Source organism: Citrobacter sp. Ce129, from assembly GCF_030334545.1.
GTDB lineage: Bacteria > Pseudomonadota > Gammaproteobacteria > Enterobacterales > Enterobacteriaceae > Citrobacter > Citrobacter europaeus.
This window is the reverse complement of the sequence record NZ_JAOWDS010000075.1, coordinates 15,153-30,179: the sequence shown is the minus strand read 5'-3', so window position 1 is coordinate 30,179 and position 15,027 is coordinate 15,153. Positions and strand designations below refer to the sequence as shown.

Here is a 15,027-nt window from a genome sequence, read left to right as displayed (position 1 = left end):
AACAAGTTGATAACAAGAGGACGGGATATGTCTCTACACTCCCCAGGGCTGGCGTTTCGCGCCGCGCTCAGCAAAGAAAATCCATTACAAATCGTAGGCACCATCAACGCCAATCACGCTCTGCTGGCCCAACGCGCCGGATATCAGGCCATTTACCTCTCTGGCGGCGGCGTCGCGGCGGGCTCTTTGGGTTTGCCGGATCTCGGTATTTCTACCCTTGATGACGTGTTGACCGATATTCGTCGCATTACTGACGTTTGCCCGCTGCCGCTGCTGGTGGATGCAGATATCGGTTTTGGATCGTCAGCGTTCAACGTGGCGCGAACCGTGAAGTCGATTGCCAAAGCCGGTGCCGCCGCGCTGCATATTGAAGATCAGATCGGCGCCAAGCGTTGCGGTCATCGCCCGAACAAAGCGATCGTCTCGAAAGAAGAGATGGTCGACAGGATCCGCGCCGCCGTGGATGCGCGTACCGATCCCAACTTTGTCATCATGGCGCGAACCGATGCGTTGGCGGTGGAAGGGTTAGAGGCGGCTATCGATCGTGCCCAGGCATACGTTGAAGCGGGTGCGGACATGCTGTTCCCGGAAGCCATTACCGAACTTGCGATGTACCGCCAGTTTGCCGATGCGGTACAGGTGCCGATCCTCGCCAATATTACCGAATTTGGCGCTACGCCGCTGTTCACCACCGATGAACTGCGCAGCGCGAACGTCGCGATGGCGCTGTATCCGTTGTCAGCCTTCCGCGCCATGAACCGCGCGGCGGAAAAGGTTTATAACGTGCTGCGTCAGGAAGGAACGCAAAAGAGCGTTATCGACATTATGCAGACGCGCAACGAACTGTACGAAAGCATCAATTACTACCAGTTCGAAGATAAACTCGACGCGCTGTACACAAAAAAGTAGCCACGTAGGCCTGATAAGGCGAAGCCGCCATCAGGCAATGCCGGATGGCACTGCGTTTATCCGGCCTGCGTAGCTACTCGCACACCCTCAGCACCCTACATATTATAAAAATGACGAGGACAACATGAGCGACACAACGATCCTGCAAAACAGTACCCATGTCATTAAACCTAAAAAATCGGTTGCGCTCTCAGGCGTCACCGCCGGAAATACCGCGCTGTGCACCGTAGGAAAAAGCGGTAACGACCTGCACTATCGCGGCTACGATATTCTCGACCTGGCGCAGCAGTGCGAATTTGAAGAAGTTGCGCACCTGCTGATCCACGGAAAATTGCCTACCCGCGATGAACTCAACGCCTACAAGATTAAATTAAAAGCGCTGCGTGGATTGCCCGCTAACGTGCGTACCGTGCTGGAAGCGCTACCTGCCGCCTCGCATCCGATGGACGTGATGCGCACCGGCGTCTCCGCGCTGGGCTGTACGCTGCCGGAAAAAGAGGGGCATACCGTTTCCGGCGCACGCGATATTGCCGACAAGCTGCTGGCGTCGCTCAGTTCAATCCTTCTGTACTGGTATCACTACAGCCATAACGGCGAGCGCATTCAGCCGGAAACCGACGATGATTCCATCGGCGGCCACTTTCTGCACCTGCTGCATGGCGAAAAGCCGTCGCAAAGTTGGGAAAAGGCGATGCATATTTCGCTGGTGCTGTATGCCGAGCATGAATTTAACGCTTCCACCTTTACCGGTCGCGTGATTGCAGGGACAGGCTCCGATATGTATTCCGCCATTATCGGGGCGATTGGCGCACTGCGCGGGCCGAAACATGGCGGAGCGAATGAAGTGTCGCTGGAGATCCAGCAGCGCTACGAAACGCCGGACGAAGCTGAAGCGGATATCCGTAAACGCGTTGAAAACAAAGAGGTGGTGATTGGCTTTGGCCACCCGGTTTACACCATCGCCGACCCGCGTCATCAGGTGATTAAACGCGTGGCGAAACAGCTTTCACAGGAAGGCGGTTCACTGAAAATGTACAACATCGCCGACCGCCTGGAAGAGGTGATGTGGGAAACGAAAAAGATGTTCCCGAACCTCGACTGGTTCTCGGCGGTTTCCTACAACATGATGGGCGTCCCCACTGAAATGTTCACTCCGCTGTTTGTCATCGCCCGCGTCACCGGCTGGGCGGCGCACATCATCGAACAGCGCCAGGACAACAAAATTATCCGTCCTTCCGCCAACTATACCGGCCCGGAAGATCGCGAATTTGTCGCGATTGAAGAACGTTGCTAATACCAAACCTCGAAAGATAAAAAACAGGAAATGTACCCTATGTCTGCACATATTTCGAACGTCCGCCCGGAATTTGACCGTGAAATCGTTGATATCGTTGATTACGTCATGAACTACGAAATCACCTCGAAGGTGGCGTATGACACCGCGCATTATTGCCTGCTGGATACCTTAGGCTGCGGCCTGGAAGCGCTGGAATATCCGGCCTGTAAAAAACTGCTGGGGCCGGTCGTCCCCGGGACTGTGGTGCCGAACGGCGTGCGAGTTCCGGGCACCCAGTTCCAGCTTGACCCGGTGCAGGCGGCGTTTAATATCGGTGCGATGATCCGTTGGCTGGACTTTAACGACACCTGGCTGGCCGCGGAATGGGGCCATCCTTCCGATAACCTCGGCGGTATTCTGGCTACGGCTGACTGGCTGTCGCGCAATGCGGTGGCGGTGGGGAAAGCGCCGTTAACCATGAAAAAAGTGTTAACCGGAATGATTAAAGCCCATGAAATTCAGGGCTGTATCGCGCTGGAAAACTCTTTTAACCGCGTAGGTCTCGATCACGTCCTGTTGGTCAAAGTGGCCTCGACGGCGGTGGTTGCCGAGATGCTTGGCCTGAGCCGGGATGAAATTCTTAACGCCGTGTCGCTGGCATGGGTCGACGGCCAGGCGCTGCGTACCTATCGTCATGCGCCAAATACCGGCACGCGTAAATCCTGGGCGGCAGGCGATGCCACCTCGCGTGCAGTACGTCTGGCGCTGATGGCGAAAACCGGTGAGATGGGATACCCGTCCGCACTGACGGCGAAAACCTGGGGCTTTTATGACGTCTCTTTTAAAGGTGAGTCGTTCCGCTTCCAGCGCCCGTACGGTTCTTACGTAATGGAAAACGTGCTGTTTAAAATCTCCTTCCCGGCCGAGTTCCACTCGCAGACTGCGGTAGAAGCGGCAATGACGCTATACGAGCAACTGCAGGCCGCAGGTAAAACGGCGGCGGATATCGAAAAAGTGACCATTCGTACGCACGAAGCCTGTATCCGCATCATCGATAAAAAAGGTCCGCTCGATAACCCCGCAGATCGTGACCATTGTATCCAGTATATGGTTGCCGTTCCGCTGCTGTTCGGACGTTTAACGGCGGCAGATTATGAAGACGGCGTGGCGCAGGACAAACGCATTGATGCCCTGCGCGAGAAGATCACCTGCTTTGAAGATCCGGCGTTTACTGCCGATTATCACGACCCGGAAAAACGCGCCATCGCCAACGCCATCACCCTGGAATTCACCGACGGTTCACGTTTTGAAGAAGTGGTAGTGGAATACCCAATCGGCCACGCGCGCCGTCGTAACGACGGCATGCCGAAGCTGGTCGAGAAGTTCAAAATCAACCTGGCGCGTCAGTTTCCGACCCGTCAGCAGCAGCGCATCCTGGATGTCTCCCTGGACAGAACTCGCCTGGAGCAGATGCCGGTCAATGAGTATATGGATTTATTTGTTATCTGAAACCCGACTCATCAGGCGTAAGTTCAACAGGAGAGCATTATGTCTTATAGCGAGTTTTATCAACGTTCGATTACGCAGCCGGAGTCGTTCTGGGCCGAGCAGGCCCAGCGTATTGACTGGCAGCAGCCGTATACACAGGTACTGGATCACAGCAACCCGCCGTTTGCCCGCTGGTTTTGCGGCGGCACGACCAATCTGTGCCATAACGCCATCGATCGCTGGCTGGACAAACAGCCCGAGGCGCTGGCGCTGATTGCGGTGTCATCAGAAACCGAAGAAGAACGCACGTTTACCTTTCGTCAGCTGTATGACGAAGTAAACGTCGCGGCGGCGATGCTGTTGTCGCTGGGCGTACAGCGCGGCGATCGGGTACTGGTTTATATGCCGATGATCGCCGAGGCGCACATTACGCTGCTGGCCTGCGCGCGCATTGGGGCGATCCATTCGGTGGTGTTCGGTGGTTTCGCCTCGCACAGCGTGGCGGCGCGCATTGACGACGCCCGACCGATGGTTATCGTTTCGGCGGATGCCGGGGCGCGCGGCGGCAAGATCCTGCCGTATAAAAAGCTGCTCGATGATGCGATCGATCAGGCGCAGCACCAGCCGCGTCATGTGGTATTGGTCGATCGCGGTCTGGCGAAAATGGCGCGGGTCGAGGGGCGTGACCTCGACTTTGCCGCCCTTCGCCAACAGCATCTCGGGGCGCGGGTGCCAGTTGTCTGGCTGGAATCAAACGAAACGTCCTGCATTCTCTACACCTCCGGGACAACCGGCAAACCGAAAGGCGTCCAGCGCGACGTTGGCGGCTATGCGGTCGCCCTGGCGACCTCGATGTACACCATTTTCGGAGGTAAAGCAGGCGGCGTGTTCTTCTGCGCGTCGGACATCGGCTGGGTGGTTGGACATTCCTATATCGTGTACGCCCCGCTGTTGGCGGGGATGGCGACGGTGGTTTACGAAGGGCTGCCAACGTATCCGGATTGCGGGGTGTGGTGGAAAATTGTTGAGAAGTATCAGGTCAGCCGGATGTTCTCGGCCCCGACCGCCATTCGCGTACTGAAGAAATTCCCGACCGCGCAAATCCGTAATCACGATCTTTCCTCGCTGGAAGTGCTGTATCTGGCGGGTGAGCCGCTGGATGAACCGACCGCCAGTTGGGTCACGGAAACGCTGGGCGTCCCGGTTATCGACAACTACTGGCAGACCGAATCCGGCTGGCCGATTATGGCGATCGCCCGCGGGCTGGACGACAGACCGTCGCGCCTCGGTAGTCCAGGCGTGCCGATGTACGGCTATAACGTGCAGTTGCTCAATGAGGTGACCGGTGAACCTTGCGCGGCGAACGAGAAGGGGATGCTGGTGATTGAAGGGCCACTGCCGCCAGGCTGTATTCAGACCATCTGGGGGGATGACGCGCGGTTTGTGAATACCTACTGGTCACTGTTTTCCCGCCAGGTATACGCCACCTTTGACTGGGGGATTCGTGACGCGGACGGCTATTACTTTATTCTTGGTCGGACAGATGACGTCATCAACGTGGCCGGGCACCGGCTGGGGACGCGCGAGATAGAGGAAAGCATTTCCAGCTATCCAAACGTCGCCGAAGTGGCGGTAGTCGGCGTGAAAGACGCGCTGAAAGGGCAGGTGGCGGTCGCGTTTGTCATTCCGAAACAGAGTGACAGCCTGGAAGACCGCGACATTGCTCATTCGGAAGAGAAGGCGATTATGGCGCTGGTGGACAGTCAAATTGGTAACTTTGGCCGTCCGGCGCACGTCTGGTTTGTATCGCAACTGCCGAAAACACGCTCCGGCAAAATGCTCAGACGAACGATTCAGGCGATCTGCGAAGGCCGCGATCCTGGCGATCTGACGACCATTGACGATCCCGCGTCGTTACAGCAAATCCGTCAGGCGATCGAGGAGTAGCGTCGTGTTATGCCCGGTGGCGCAATGCTTACCGGGCCTGCATTTTAATCCGCTTTCTTATACGGTCCGTGATAGTAATCAAACGGTGCATAAAGCGTATCGGCCACGAACGATAACGGCACATCAACAAATAACAGTGCTAAATCGAAATAGTTATAATCGTAAGCGCCCGGGTTTTTTAGTTTATCAATATCATGGTGCATACCCACGTAATACGTATCTGAATCCTCACCTGCCGTGCGTGCATCAATGCTGCCGCATCCTGAAAGTAATACGCTGATAAAGAGCGCCATTACCGCAACCGTCTTTTTGCTCATGCTATGACCTGGCTTCTCGCCCCGTTTTATCATAACGGTAAAAAAGCGGCTGGTTGTCCTCGGAACTTAAATTACCAGGTCAGGGTACATCATGTGAGGATTGCACATCGTAGGCCGGATAAACCACGTGAGTGGTGTATCCGGCATGACGGTTTAAATTGACGGATCCACTTTATAATTTTGGTAATAGTACTCTCTATCTCGTTCGTTAATGTTTCTTATTACCCTGCAAGGAACCCCCACGGCTACGACATCTGGCGGAATGTTTTTTGTGACCACGCTCCCCGCGCCAATAACGGAATTATCGCCAATCGTTATGCCCGGGTTGATGACTACGTTACTGCCAATCCATACGTTATTGCCGAGGGTGACCGGAAAGGAAAACATCTCTCCGGATTTCCTTAATTCGTGGTGAACAGGGTGACCCGTTACCGTGATCGTGACGTTTGGCGCAATTAAAACGTTATCGCCAATGGTGACCGTGTAATCATCCACAATGGTAAAGTTAAAATTGGCATAGAAATTTTTGCCAATGTGAATATTGCTGCCGTAGGAGAAATAAATGGGGGGCTCGATCCACGCATTCTCTCCCACGGTGGCAAACATTTCACGAATCAGTCTTTCCCTCTTTTCAACCTCCGATGGACGCGTATGGTTAAATTCATACATTAACTCTTTTCCGCGCAGTCTCTCCTGCGGCAGTCCCTCGCCCATATCGGTAAACAGCTTGCCTGCTTTTATTCGGTCTCTTATCGACATGCTCATCGAAGATATTCCCTCTGTGTCATTGGTCTTCAGGCTTGTTTACTTGCTGGAGTGAAAACGCGGGAAAACGGTCCCGGCCCGCTAAGGGTGAATACGGAAATTAGCGTGAAGCTCAGCGCAATGATCCCCAGCACCAGATACGCCCCCTGGAAACCAATGCTTTCATACATTTTTCCGGCCAGAACTGACATGAAAATCATGGCTAACTGTTTGAAGAAGCAGAAACACACCAGGTAAATCGTGGCCGAGAAACGCACTTCAAACTGACTGGTGATGTATTTGAAGCAACCGACAATCAGGAACGGTATCTCGAACATATGCAGCGTTTTGAGGATCACGACCTCCAGCGCAGTGGTGGCAAATGATGAACCAATGATCCGCACCGACATGATCGTACCGGCCAGCAGCAGGGCGTTCTTTCCGCCGATGCGGTTCACAATCAGCGGCGCAAAGAACATGATCGAGGCGTTGAGCAATTCCCCCATCGTCGTGACGTAGCCAAACACGCGGGTACCCTGTTCGCCGGTGGCAAAGAATGAGGTAAAGAAGTTGGCGAACTGCTGGTCAAATACGTCATAAGTGCAGGAAACGCCGACCACGTACAGGGAGAGGAACCAGAGTTTCGGTTGTTTGAATAATTCCAGCGCCAGCTTCAGGCTGAATGCCGAGTTGTTGGCACCTACCGCATCCGCGACTTTTGCTGAAGAGGGGGCATCTGTTTTTGAAAAGAGCAGCAGCAATGCCAGAATGACCGCACAGCCAGAACCTAACCAGAAGACAAACTGGTTATTGATGGTGAACATAATTCCGGCAATTGAGGCGCACAGCGCCCAGCCCACGCAGCCAAACATGCGCGCGCGACCAAATTCAAAGTTGCTTCGGCGGCTGGCCTTTTCAATATAGGCTTCAATCGCCGGAGCGCCGGCATTGTAAATAAAGCCAAGATAAATCCCGCCGACAATCGAACCCAGTAAAATATTAACCTGTAATAACGGGCCAAAAACGTAAATAAAGAACGGGGCAAACATTACCAGCATTCCGGTAATGACCCACAGCAGGTGTTTACGCAGGCCAAGCTTATCGGAAAGCAGTCCGAAAATTGGCTGGAATAATAACGAAAACAGTGAAATACAGGCGAAGATTATCCCGGTGTCACTTTTACTGATCTGATTTACATCGTGTAACCAGATAGGGAAGAAGGGGAAATAGGCACCCATAATGAAAAAGTAAAAGAAGAAGAAAAAGCCGAACATCCAAAAGTTAGTGTTTTTTAAATAATACATAACAGACTTCCTCAGGAAAAATAAGGGCAGGTCATAACCTGCCCATTATTATTATGTTTAACCCCAGATAACCTGGTAGTGATAACGTCCGGCGCTCAGCTGAAATTCCGGCGACACGGAAGGACTCCACGAATCATCGCCGCCGACGCCCATATGGAAGCCATCAATATTGAGCCAGGTGCCCGCCTCAGGTTGCAGCAGATGGCGGTGGCTGGTTTCCATCAGTTGCTGCTGGCTAAAGCGGCTGATGTTGAACAGGAAGTCTCCGCGCCACTGGTGCGCGCCGTAGTGCAGTTCACGCGTGCCGCAGCGCAAACCGTTTTCGCCCGGGAAAACATACGGGGTGTACATCTCATCTAGCGACAGATCCCAGCGATCGAAACAGGCGGCACTCAGGCGATCCGGGTAGTTCTCATGCGGACCGAGACCTAACCAGTTCACTCGCTCTGCGACCTGCGACAGTTGGCAGCTCAGGCCGATACGTGCCGGATGCGGCGTACCGCTGGCAACGTCGACATCCACCGTTATTTGCATTTCACCCTTGCCGTCGATGCGGTAGCTTTTTCGGCTGACGAACAGCGTTTCACCCTGATACTGCCACGCATGTTCGGTGGCGATCAGTACCGCATTGCTCAGCGTGTCGGCAGCACAGTGCAGTAACGTTGCTTCGACCTGATAATGACCGGCAGCCTTCCAGCGTTCAATCCAGGCATTAGGGTCGATGCGGGTTGATTCGCTCACGCCGATATCGTTATCCAGCGGCGCGCGGGTGAACTGGTCGGTCAGTGGGGTTAACAGTTGGGCTTTATCGCCAATCCAGTACTGTGTCAGCAGGCCAGACTGACGGTCGAATTGCCAGCGCTTGTTATCGTTCTCAACGGTAAAGATGTTTTCGCTAACGTTAAGCTGTGGCGCGAAACAGTGAGTTGGCAGCCGTGCCAGGCTGAGTTTTTCTTCCAGCTTCCACTGCTGCCAGGCGCTGATATGCCCGGCGTCTGACCACGCGGTTGCCTGAGGTTGTTCTACGCGCACCGTCAACCACAGCTGGCCTGCGGTTTCCGGCATCGGGACATCAGGCAGGGTAATCACCTGGCGGCCCTGTGGGGCGATATCCAGAACGATTTCTCCGGCGGCCAGCGGATTGCCGTCCTGAGCTATCGACCAGTGCAGAACTTCGTTATCGCTGCGGCGGAACAGGTATTCGCTGGTCACTTCAATCTGGCGTTCAGCGCCCGGCAGTAACGTGAACTGGAAGAACTGCTGTTCATGTTTGGCCTCGTATAACGCCGGATGCGGAGTGCGATCGGCGAATACCAGTCCGTTCATGCAAAACTGACGATCGTTAGGTGTGTCGCCAAAGTCGCCACCGTAGGCTGACCATGCCTTGCCGTTATCATCATATTTAATCAACGACTGATCCACCCAGTCCCAGACAAACCCGCCCTGCAGGCGCGGATACTGACGGAACGCTTGCCAGTATTTGGCGAAGCCGCCAAAACTGTTGCCCATGGCGTGGGCGTATTCGCAGAGGATCAGCGGACGCTGCTCGCCGGGCATCGACAGCCACTTTTTAATCGACCATTTGGGGACTGCGGGGAAGGGCTGATCCTGATCTACGCGGGCGTACATCGGGCAAATAATGTCGGTCGCCGCGGTATTTGCGCCGCCGCCTTCATATTGTACCGGGCGTGACGGGTCTGCTGATTTTATCCAGCGGTAGAGTGCGTCGTGATTGACGCCATGGCCGGATTCATTGCCCAGTGACCAGATGATAATGCTCGGATGGTTGCGATCGCGTTGTACCATGCGCGTGACGCGCTGGCTCATGGCAGGCAGCCAGGCGGGATCGTCGGTGAGGCGGTTCATCGGCACCATGCCATGGGTTTCAATGTTGGCTTCGTCGACGACATACAGACCGTAGCGATCGCACAGGGTGTACCACAACGGATGGTTCGGGTAATGGGAGCAGCGCACGGCGTTAAAGTTATTCTGCTTCATCAGCAGAATATCCTGCACCATCGTCGCCTCGTCCATCACCTGGCCGTTGACCGGATGGTGCTCATGACGGTTGGTGCCGCGAATCAACAGCGGCTTACCGTTAAGTAACAGCAGGCCGTTTTCAATACCAACCTGACGAAAGCCTACGTCACAGGCTTCCGCTTCAATCAGCACTCCGTCCGCGGTGCATAACTGCACAACGCCACGGTACAGATTGGGCGTTTCGGCACTCCACAGCGCCGGCTTTTCGACGTTCAGACGCAGGGTAACCCGGTCATGATAAGCGCCGCGTTCATCAATAATCTCGCTGCCGAGTGGGGAGGTCGTTTCGTGAGTGAGCGTTTCACCTTCCCACAATTGCAGGGTGACGCGTAACTCTTCGCTCGCGTTGCCCGCCACTCTGACTTCCGCCTCCAGTACGGCGCGGCTGAAGTCGTCGTTAAAATGGGTGTTAATGCGCAGGTCGCGGATTTGCACAGTGGGCTTATGCAGCAAAGATACGTCGCGAAAGATCCCGCTCATGCGCCACATGTCCTGGTCTTCCAGATAACTGCCGTCGCTCCAGCGCAGCACCATCACGGCCAGACGATTTTCGCCGCGTAACAGATAATCGCTAAGATCGAACTCCGATGGCAGGCGGCTATCCTGACCGTAGCCGACCCAGCGGCCGTTGCACCACAGATGAAACGCGGAATTGACGCCGTCAAAAATAATGCGTGTCTGACCTTCATCTAACCACGCGTCTTCAATATTGAATGTGAGCGAGTAACATCCTGTCGGGTTCTGTGGCGGAACGTACGGAGGATTAACCGGGATTGGGTAGGTGACGTTGGTATAAATTGGCGCATCGTAACCGTCCATCTGCCAGTTAGAGGGAACGTTGATAGTGTCAGCCTGTGGCAGATCGCTTGTCAGCCAGCTTTCCGGCACTGCTTCCGGCGCGGGAAACCAGGCGAATTGCCACTGGCCATTCAGCGAACGTAACTGAGTCGAGCGCTGATTAGTACGCGCATCATCCGCTGAGCGCCAGCTACAGAACGGCGGGTGCGCCTCCAGACGGTTGAGCTGCGTGACGCCGGGATTTTCCCAGTCGCGACGTTTCAGAACAGCGGAGAGTGAATCAGTGTTCAGGTTCATAACGGTATCCTGTTTGAATTTGTTATTCGCTCACAATTTCAATCAAAATACGAATAAGCGATCCCAACTGTAAAGGATAGGGCGTTCAATGAGTGAACTGACTCACACAATTGTTATGCGTTCACAATTTTGGTGTGAGCTGAGAAACTTGCCGTGCCAGCTGGATCAGTGAATCTGCCAGCGCCTGGGGAGAGGTGGTTTGGGTATCGGGTGGCAGAACCGTTTTGCGTTTAACCAGGGTTACGGGCAGCAGTTGGTTGCCCACGGTCGATTCGCCACGGGGAAGTTGCAGCAGCCTGTCGACGCTGGTTTCACCCAATAACGGAAAATCTTGCCTGATGGTGGTCAGCGGTGGAATGTAGCAGGCGCTGTCCTCAGTGTCATCGTAGCCGATCACTGAGATATCCAGCGCCACCCGCAGACCAAACTCGCTGATTGCCCGCATCGCGCCCAGCGCCATCTGATCGTTCGCGACCAGCATGGCGGTGGGGAGGTTACCGTCATTAAGCATATGCAGCGTTTGCTGAAAACCGGACATCGCGCTCCAGTCGCCTTCCAGCTCCGCGGTGGGTTGCAGCTGGTAGTGCGCCAGATATTTGTGCCACCCCGCATGCCGAAGCCTTGCCGAAACAGAAGTGTGCGGCCCGCTCAGCAGGGCGATCCGTTGATGTCCGTGCTGCACCAAATGCTCAACGCCGAGGCGCGCGCCGTCGTCATGGGAGAAAATCACGCTGTTAATTGGCGTCTGGTCAGAGACATCAAGAAACAGCACCGGCACCGTACCGCAGGCGGCAGCCACGGCAATGGCGTCTTCTTCGTCCAGCGGATAGTTGATGATAAGCCCGGTTACGCGCTGAGAAAGCAGGTTATGCACCGCGGCTTTACATGCCTCAACGCCGCTGCGCTCGACCATGGCGATCACCACGCTGGCACCCGACTGGTCGGCGCGGGATTTTATGGCGGCAACGATTTGCGACGGGGCATGCAGGGCAAGGTTCGCCGTCACGACGCCAATCAGCGGCGTCTGTTTTCCCGCCAACTGTTGTGCGACGCGGTTAGGGATGTAATTGAGCTCCGCCATCGCGGCCTCAACTTTCTGTCGGGTTTTTGCGGAAACGTGGCTGGCCTGATTCACGACGCGCGAGACGGTCTGGTAAGAGACTCCTGCATGGTCTGCCACATCGTATAGCGTTACCGGTTTCACGTTTATCACCCCTTTCATGACGTTATCTGCGCGCTATGATGCCACAGCGGGACGGTTTTGGGGGATTTGCGCATAGGTTCTGCGAGGCGCATTCCAGGGTTGCGCCTCGTGTGCTGGAGGATTTATCGTCGTTGTGCTTAACAGAATAAAAAAGTGAGGACATTGTGAGCGATTCTGCGGCAAATAATATTCTGTCCATCTACCGACGCCATGCGGATGCCTTTGCCAGTCAGCGCTCACGCGCCCTGTTCGAGAAAAGCTGGCTGGATAAGTTCATCACCGTGATGGGCGGGCAGGGCAGCATTGTGGATATTGGCTGCGGCAACGGTCAGCCGATTGCCGGTTATTTTATCCAGCAAGGCTTTCAGCTTACGGGCATTGATGGTTCCCCGGCGATGCTGGCCCGCGCCCGGCACTCATTTCCCGCACAGCGCTGGCTGGAGCAAGATATGCGCGAGCTGGTGCTTAACGAGACGTTCGACGGCCTGATCGCCTGGGACAGTTTTTTCCATCTAACCCAGCAGGACCAGCAAAAGATGTTCCCGATTTTTGACCGCCTCAGCCATCCCGGTAGCGCGCTGATGTTCACCAGCGGTACGGACAACGGCATTGCCATGGGGCAATTTGAGGGCGAGCCGCTGTTTCACGCCAGCCTCGCGCCGGACGAATACCGCGCATTGCTGTCAGCGCATGGCTTTGCGGTGGTCGAGATGATGATGGAAGATCCGCAGTGCGCCGGACATACCATCTGGCTGGCGCAAAAAAGAGGCTAATCGCCGCGAAAGGTTTTACGCCATTCAGCCGGGCTAACGCCAAAATGGGATTTAAAATGTTGGCGCCAGGTGACGGGCGACTGAAAACCAACCTGTTCGGCGATACGTTCAACGGGTAACTGGCTGGACTCCAGCAACGTCTGGCTACGACGCAGGCGCTCGGCAATCAACCATTCGGCCACGCTTGACCCGGTGGCCTTCATAAAATGGCGGGTGAGTGTGCGACGACTCATCATCACCCGCTGCGCCAACTCGTCAAGATTATGCGGTTCGTTGAGATGCAGACGCAAATAGTCGAGCAGGATGTTGATGCGCTGATCTTTGGTATTTTTTGCCACCGGTTGTTCGATAAACTGTGCCTGGCCACCCTCGCGATGTGGCGGCACAATCATCCGTCGGGCAATCTGATTCGCTACCGTGCTGCCAAAGCGCTGACGGATGACATACAGACAGCAATCCAGCGCGGCGGCGGTGCCTGCCGAGGTAATAATGCCGTCGTCATCCACGTACAGCGCGTTGATATCCAGACGGGCCGCCGGAAAGCGCGCCTGAAAATCCTGCTCGAACTCCCAGTGCGTAGCCGCCCGTTTGCCATCCAGCAGACCGGCATAGCCGAGGACAAACGCGCCCAGACATAGCCCGACAATCTGTGCGCCGTTTTGTCGTGCGCGGTTGAGCGCATCCAGCAGGCTTTGTGGTGGACGATGCGCGGTGGCACCCCACCAGGGGATCACCACGATGTCGGCGGCCTCTACCGCTTCATAGCCGTAAGCGGCGGTAATGGAGAAGCCATCCTGTGAAGAAACGATCCCCGGCTGTTCGGCGCACAGTTGCACCTCAAAACGCTTTTTCGCCGCCACTTTGTCACTGAAAATAATACACGGCACCGAGAAGTGAAACGGGCTGAAATCTTCCACGGCAACAATGGCGACGTTAAGCGGTTGCATACGGTTCCTCTGTGGGTTTTTAAAACGTCAGGGTTTCGCCATCTTCCGGCACGTTAACAAATTGCGCAATCTGGTTATCGCGGGCGTATTCTTGCAGTGCCGCGCGGGTCAGCAGACAGTGGTTAATCGCCTCCATATGGGTCGCCACAATTTGTGCTTCGGGTAGCGTGAAGTGGGTTTTGAGTACATCTTCCGCGCCCATGATGATTGGGCCAAACCCGATAACGTGGGCAAAACCTGCGTTCAAAATAACCACGTCTGGCTGGAACGTCCGCATATTGTTTTCCACCTCGTCGCGCCAGATGGTGTCCCCAACCAGATACAGCGTTTTTTCCGCCGGATGCTGGAAGATAACCCCGCAGGCATCACCCAGACGCTCAGCCATTTGCGGGATAGCGTAGGCGCGATCCGAACCGTGTTGACCGCCGGTTTTACGCAGGGTGATATCGCCGATCATGGTGTTCTGCGCCAGTACGTTCACTTGTGTAAAACCCTGCTCGCGCAGCACCTGCGCATCGTAATCGTTTTGCACATAAATAGGTTTGTCTTTCGGCACGACGCGAGCTGCGGCCTCATCCCAGTGATCTTCATGCAGATGGGTCACGATCAGCGCGTCGACGTTGAGCAGGGTTGCGATATCAACGGGCAGATCGACGGTTGGGTTGCGGATCTCCGCGCGTGCCGTTCCGGCAAAACCCGGATACGCGCCTTTCGCTGCCAGCATCGGATCGATCAGAAAAGTCATTCCACCAAAGGTGATGCGCTGTGTGGCGTTACGAATTTGTGTGATGTTCATGGTATTTACTCCACGTGTTGGGTCAGTGGTGTCATCGTAGAGTGTTGTCCAGAAGATGAATGTGGGCAAATGGGCGACTAGCGATGAGATTGGGCCAACAGAGTAAGAATAATTTAATTTAAAAATATAAAAAATCCTAAAATGCAATAGGAATGAAGTGAAAAAGCACTTAATGTCTTTACTTTTG

12 protein-coding genes are annotated in these 15,027 nt (G+C 55.0%); 5 read left to right on the top strand and 7 right to left on the bottom strand.

Translation table 11 applies throughout. From position 1 onward, the window contains the following. The first annotated feature begins 27 nt into the window (after window positions 1-27). The 4 genes from prpB to prpE all read left to right on the top strand — a co-directional run bounded on the left by prpB (window position 28) and on the right by prpE (window position 5,620). Entirely contained in the window at window positions 28-909 is an 882-nt protein-coding gene (gene prpB, locus OGV77_RS24010) for a methylisocitrate lyase (RefSeq protein WP_087051669.1), read from the top strand. Between the two features lie 124 nt (window positions 910-1,033). Then, window positions 1,034-2,203, top strand: a complete 1,170-nt coding sequence (prpC, locus tag OGV77_RS24005; protein ID WP_043015330.1) for a bifunctional 2-methylcitrate synthase/citrate synthase — start codon at window positions 1,034-1,036, stop codon at window positions 2,201-2,203. Window positions 2,204-2,242: 39 nt separating this feature from the next. Continuing rightward, a complete protein-coding gene (locus tag OGV77_RS24000) occupies window positions 2,243-3,694 on the top strand; it encodes a bifunctional 2-methylcitrate dehydratase/aconitate hydratase (RefSeq protein ID WP_087051668.1) in 1,452 nt (483 codons plus the stop codon). A gap of 39 nt (window positions 3,695-3,733) precedes the next feature. Further along, window positions 3,734-5,620 (top strand): propionate--CoA ligase, encoded by a 1,887-nt coding sequence (gene prpE, locus OGV77_RS23995; RefSeq protein WP_087051667.1) that lies wholly within the window; start codon window positions 3,734-3,736, stop codon window positions 5,618-5,620. 44 nt (window positions 5,621-5,664) lie between these two features. On the opposite strand, the gene OGV77_RS23990 is transcribed toward prpE, so the two are convergent. The 5 genes from OGV77_RS23990 to OGV77_RS23970 all read right to left on the bottom strand — a co-directional run bounded on the left by OGV77_RS23990 (window position 5,665) and on the right by OGV77_RS23970 (window position 12,333). Then, the gene (locus tag OGV77_RS23990) at window positions 5,665-5,937 is read right to left on the bottom strand and encodes a YceK/YidQ family lipoprotein (protein ID WP_087051666.1); all 273 of its coding nucleotides are present in this window, start codon (window positions 5,935-5,937) and stop codon (window positions 5,665-5,667) included. A gap of 153 nt (window positions 5,938-6,090) precedes the next feature. Further along, on the bottom strand, window positions 6,091-6,702 hold the full coding sequence (gene lacA, locus OGV77_RS23985; protein WP_043015334.1) for a galactoside O-acetyltransferase: 612 nt from the start codon (window positions 6,700-6,702) through the stop codon (window positions 6,091-6,093). Between the two features lie 29 nt (window positions 6,703-6,731). Continuing rightward, the gene (locus OGV77_RS23980; RefSeq protein WP_087051665.1) at window positions 6,732-7,985 is read right to left on the bottom strand and encodes an MFS transporter; all 1,254 of its coding nucleotides are present in this window, start codon (window positions 7,983-7,985) and stop codon (window positions 6,732-6,734) included. A gap of 57 nt (window positions 7,986-8,042) precedes the next feature. Beyond that, a complete protein-coding gene (locus OGV77_RS23975; RefSeq protein ID WP_087051664.1) occupies window positions 8,043-11,120 on the bottom strand; it encodes a beta-galactosidase in 3,078 nt (1,025 codons plus the stop codon). A 121-nt stretch (window positions 11,121-11,241) separates the two neighbouring features. After that, on the bottom strand, window positions 11,242-12,333 hold the full coding sequence (locus tag OGV77_RS23970; protein WP_141110925.1) for a LacI family DNA-binding transcriptional regulator: 1,092 nt from the start codon (window positions 12,331-12,333) through the stop codon (window positions 11,242-11,244). 155 nt (window positions 12,334-12,488) lie between these two features. Between OGV77_RS23970 and OGV77_RS23965 the strand changes: the two genes are divergently transcribed. Next, the gene (locus tag OGV77_RS23965) at window positions 12,489-13,097 is read left to right on the top strand and encodes a class I SAM-dependent DNA methyltransferase (protein ID WP_087051663.1); all 609 of its coding nucleotides are present in this window, start codon (window positions 12,489-12,491) and stop codon (window positions 13,095-13,097) included. On the opposite strand, the gene OGV77_RS23960 is transcribed toward OGV77_RS23965, so the two are convergent. Both OGV77_RS23960 and OGV77_RS23955 read right to left on the bottom strand, forming a co-directional pair. Beyond that, entirely contained in the window at window positions 13,094-14,044 is a 951-nt protein-coding gene (locus OGV77_RS23960; protein WP_087051662.1) for a GlxA family transcriptional regulator, read from the bottom strand. The two genes, OGV77_RS23965 and OGV77_RS23960, sit on opposite strands and share 4 nt — an antisense overlap. A 19-nt stretch (window positions 14,045-14,063) precedes the next feature. Next, window positions 14,064-14,840 (bottom strand): MBL fold metallo-hydrolase, encoded by a 777-nt coding sequence (locus OGV77_RS23955; protein WP_087051661.1) that lies wholly within the window; start codon window positions 14,838-14,840, stop codon window positions 14,064-14,066. Window positions 14,841-15,027 lie beyond the last annotated feature (187 nt).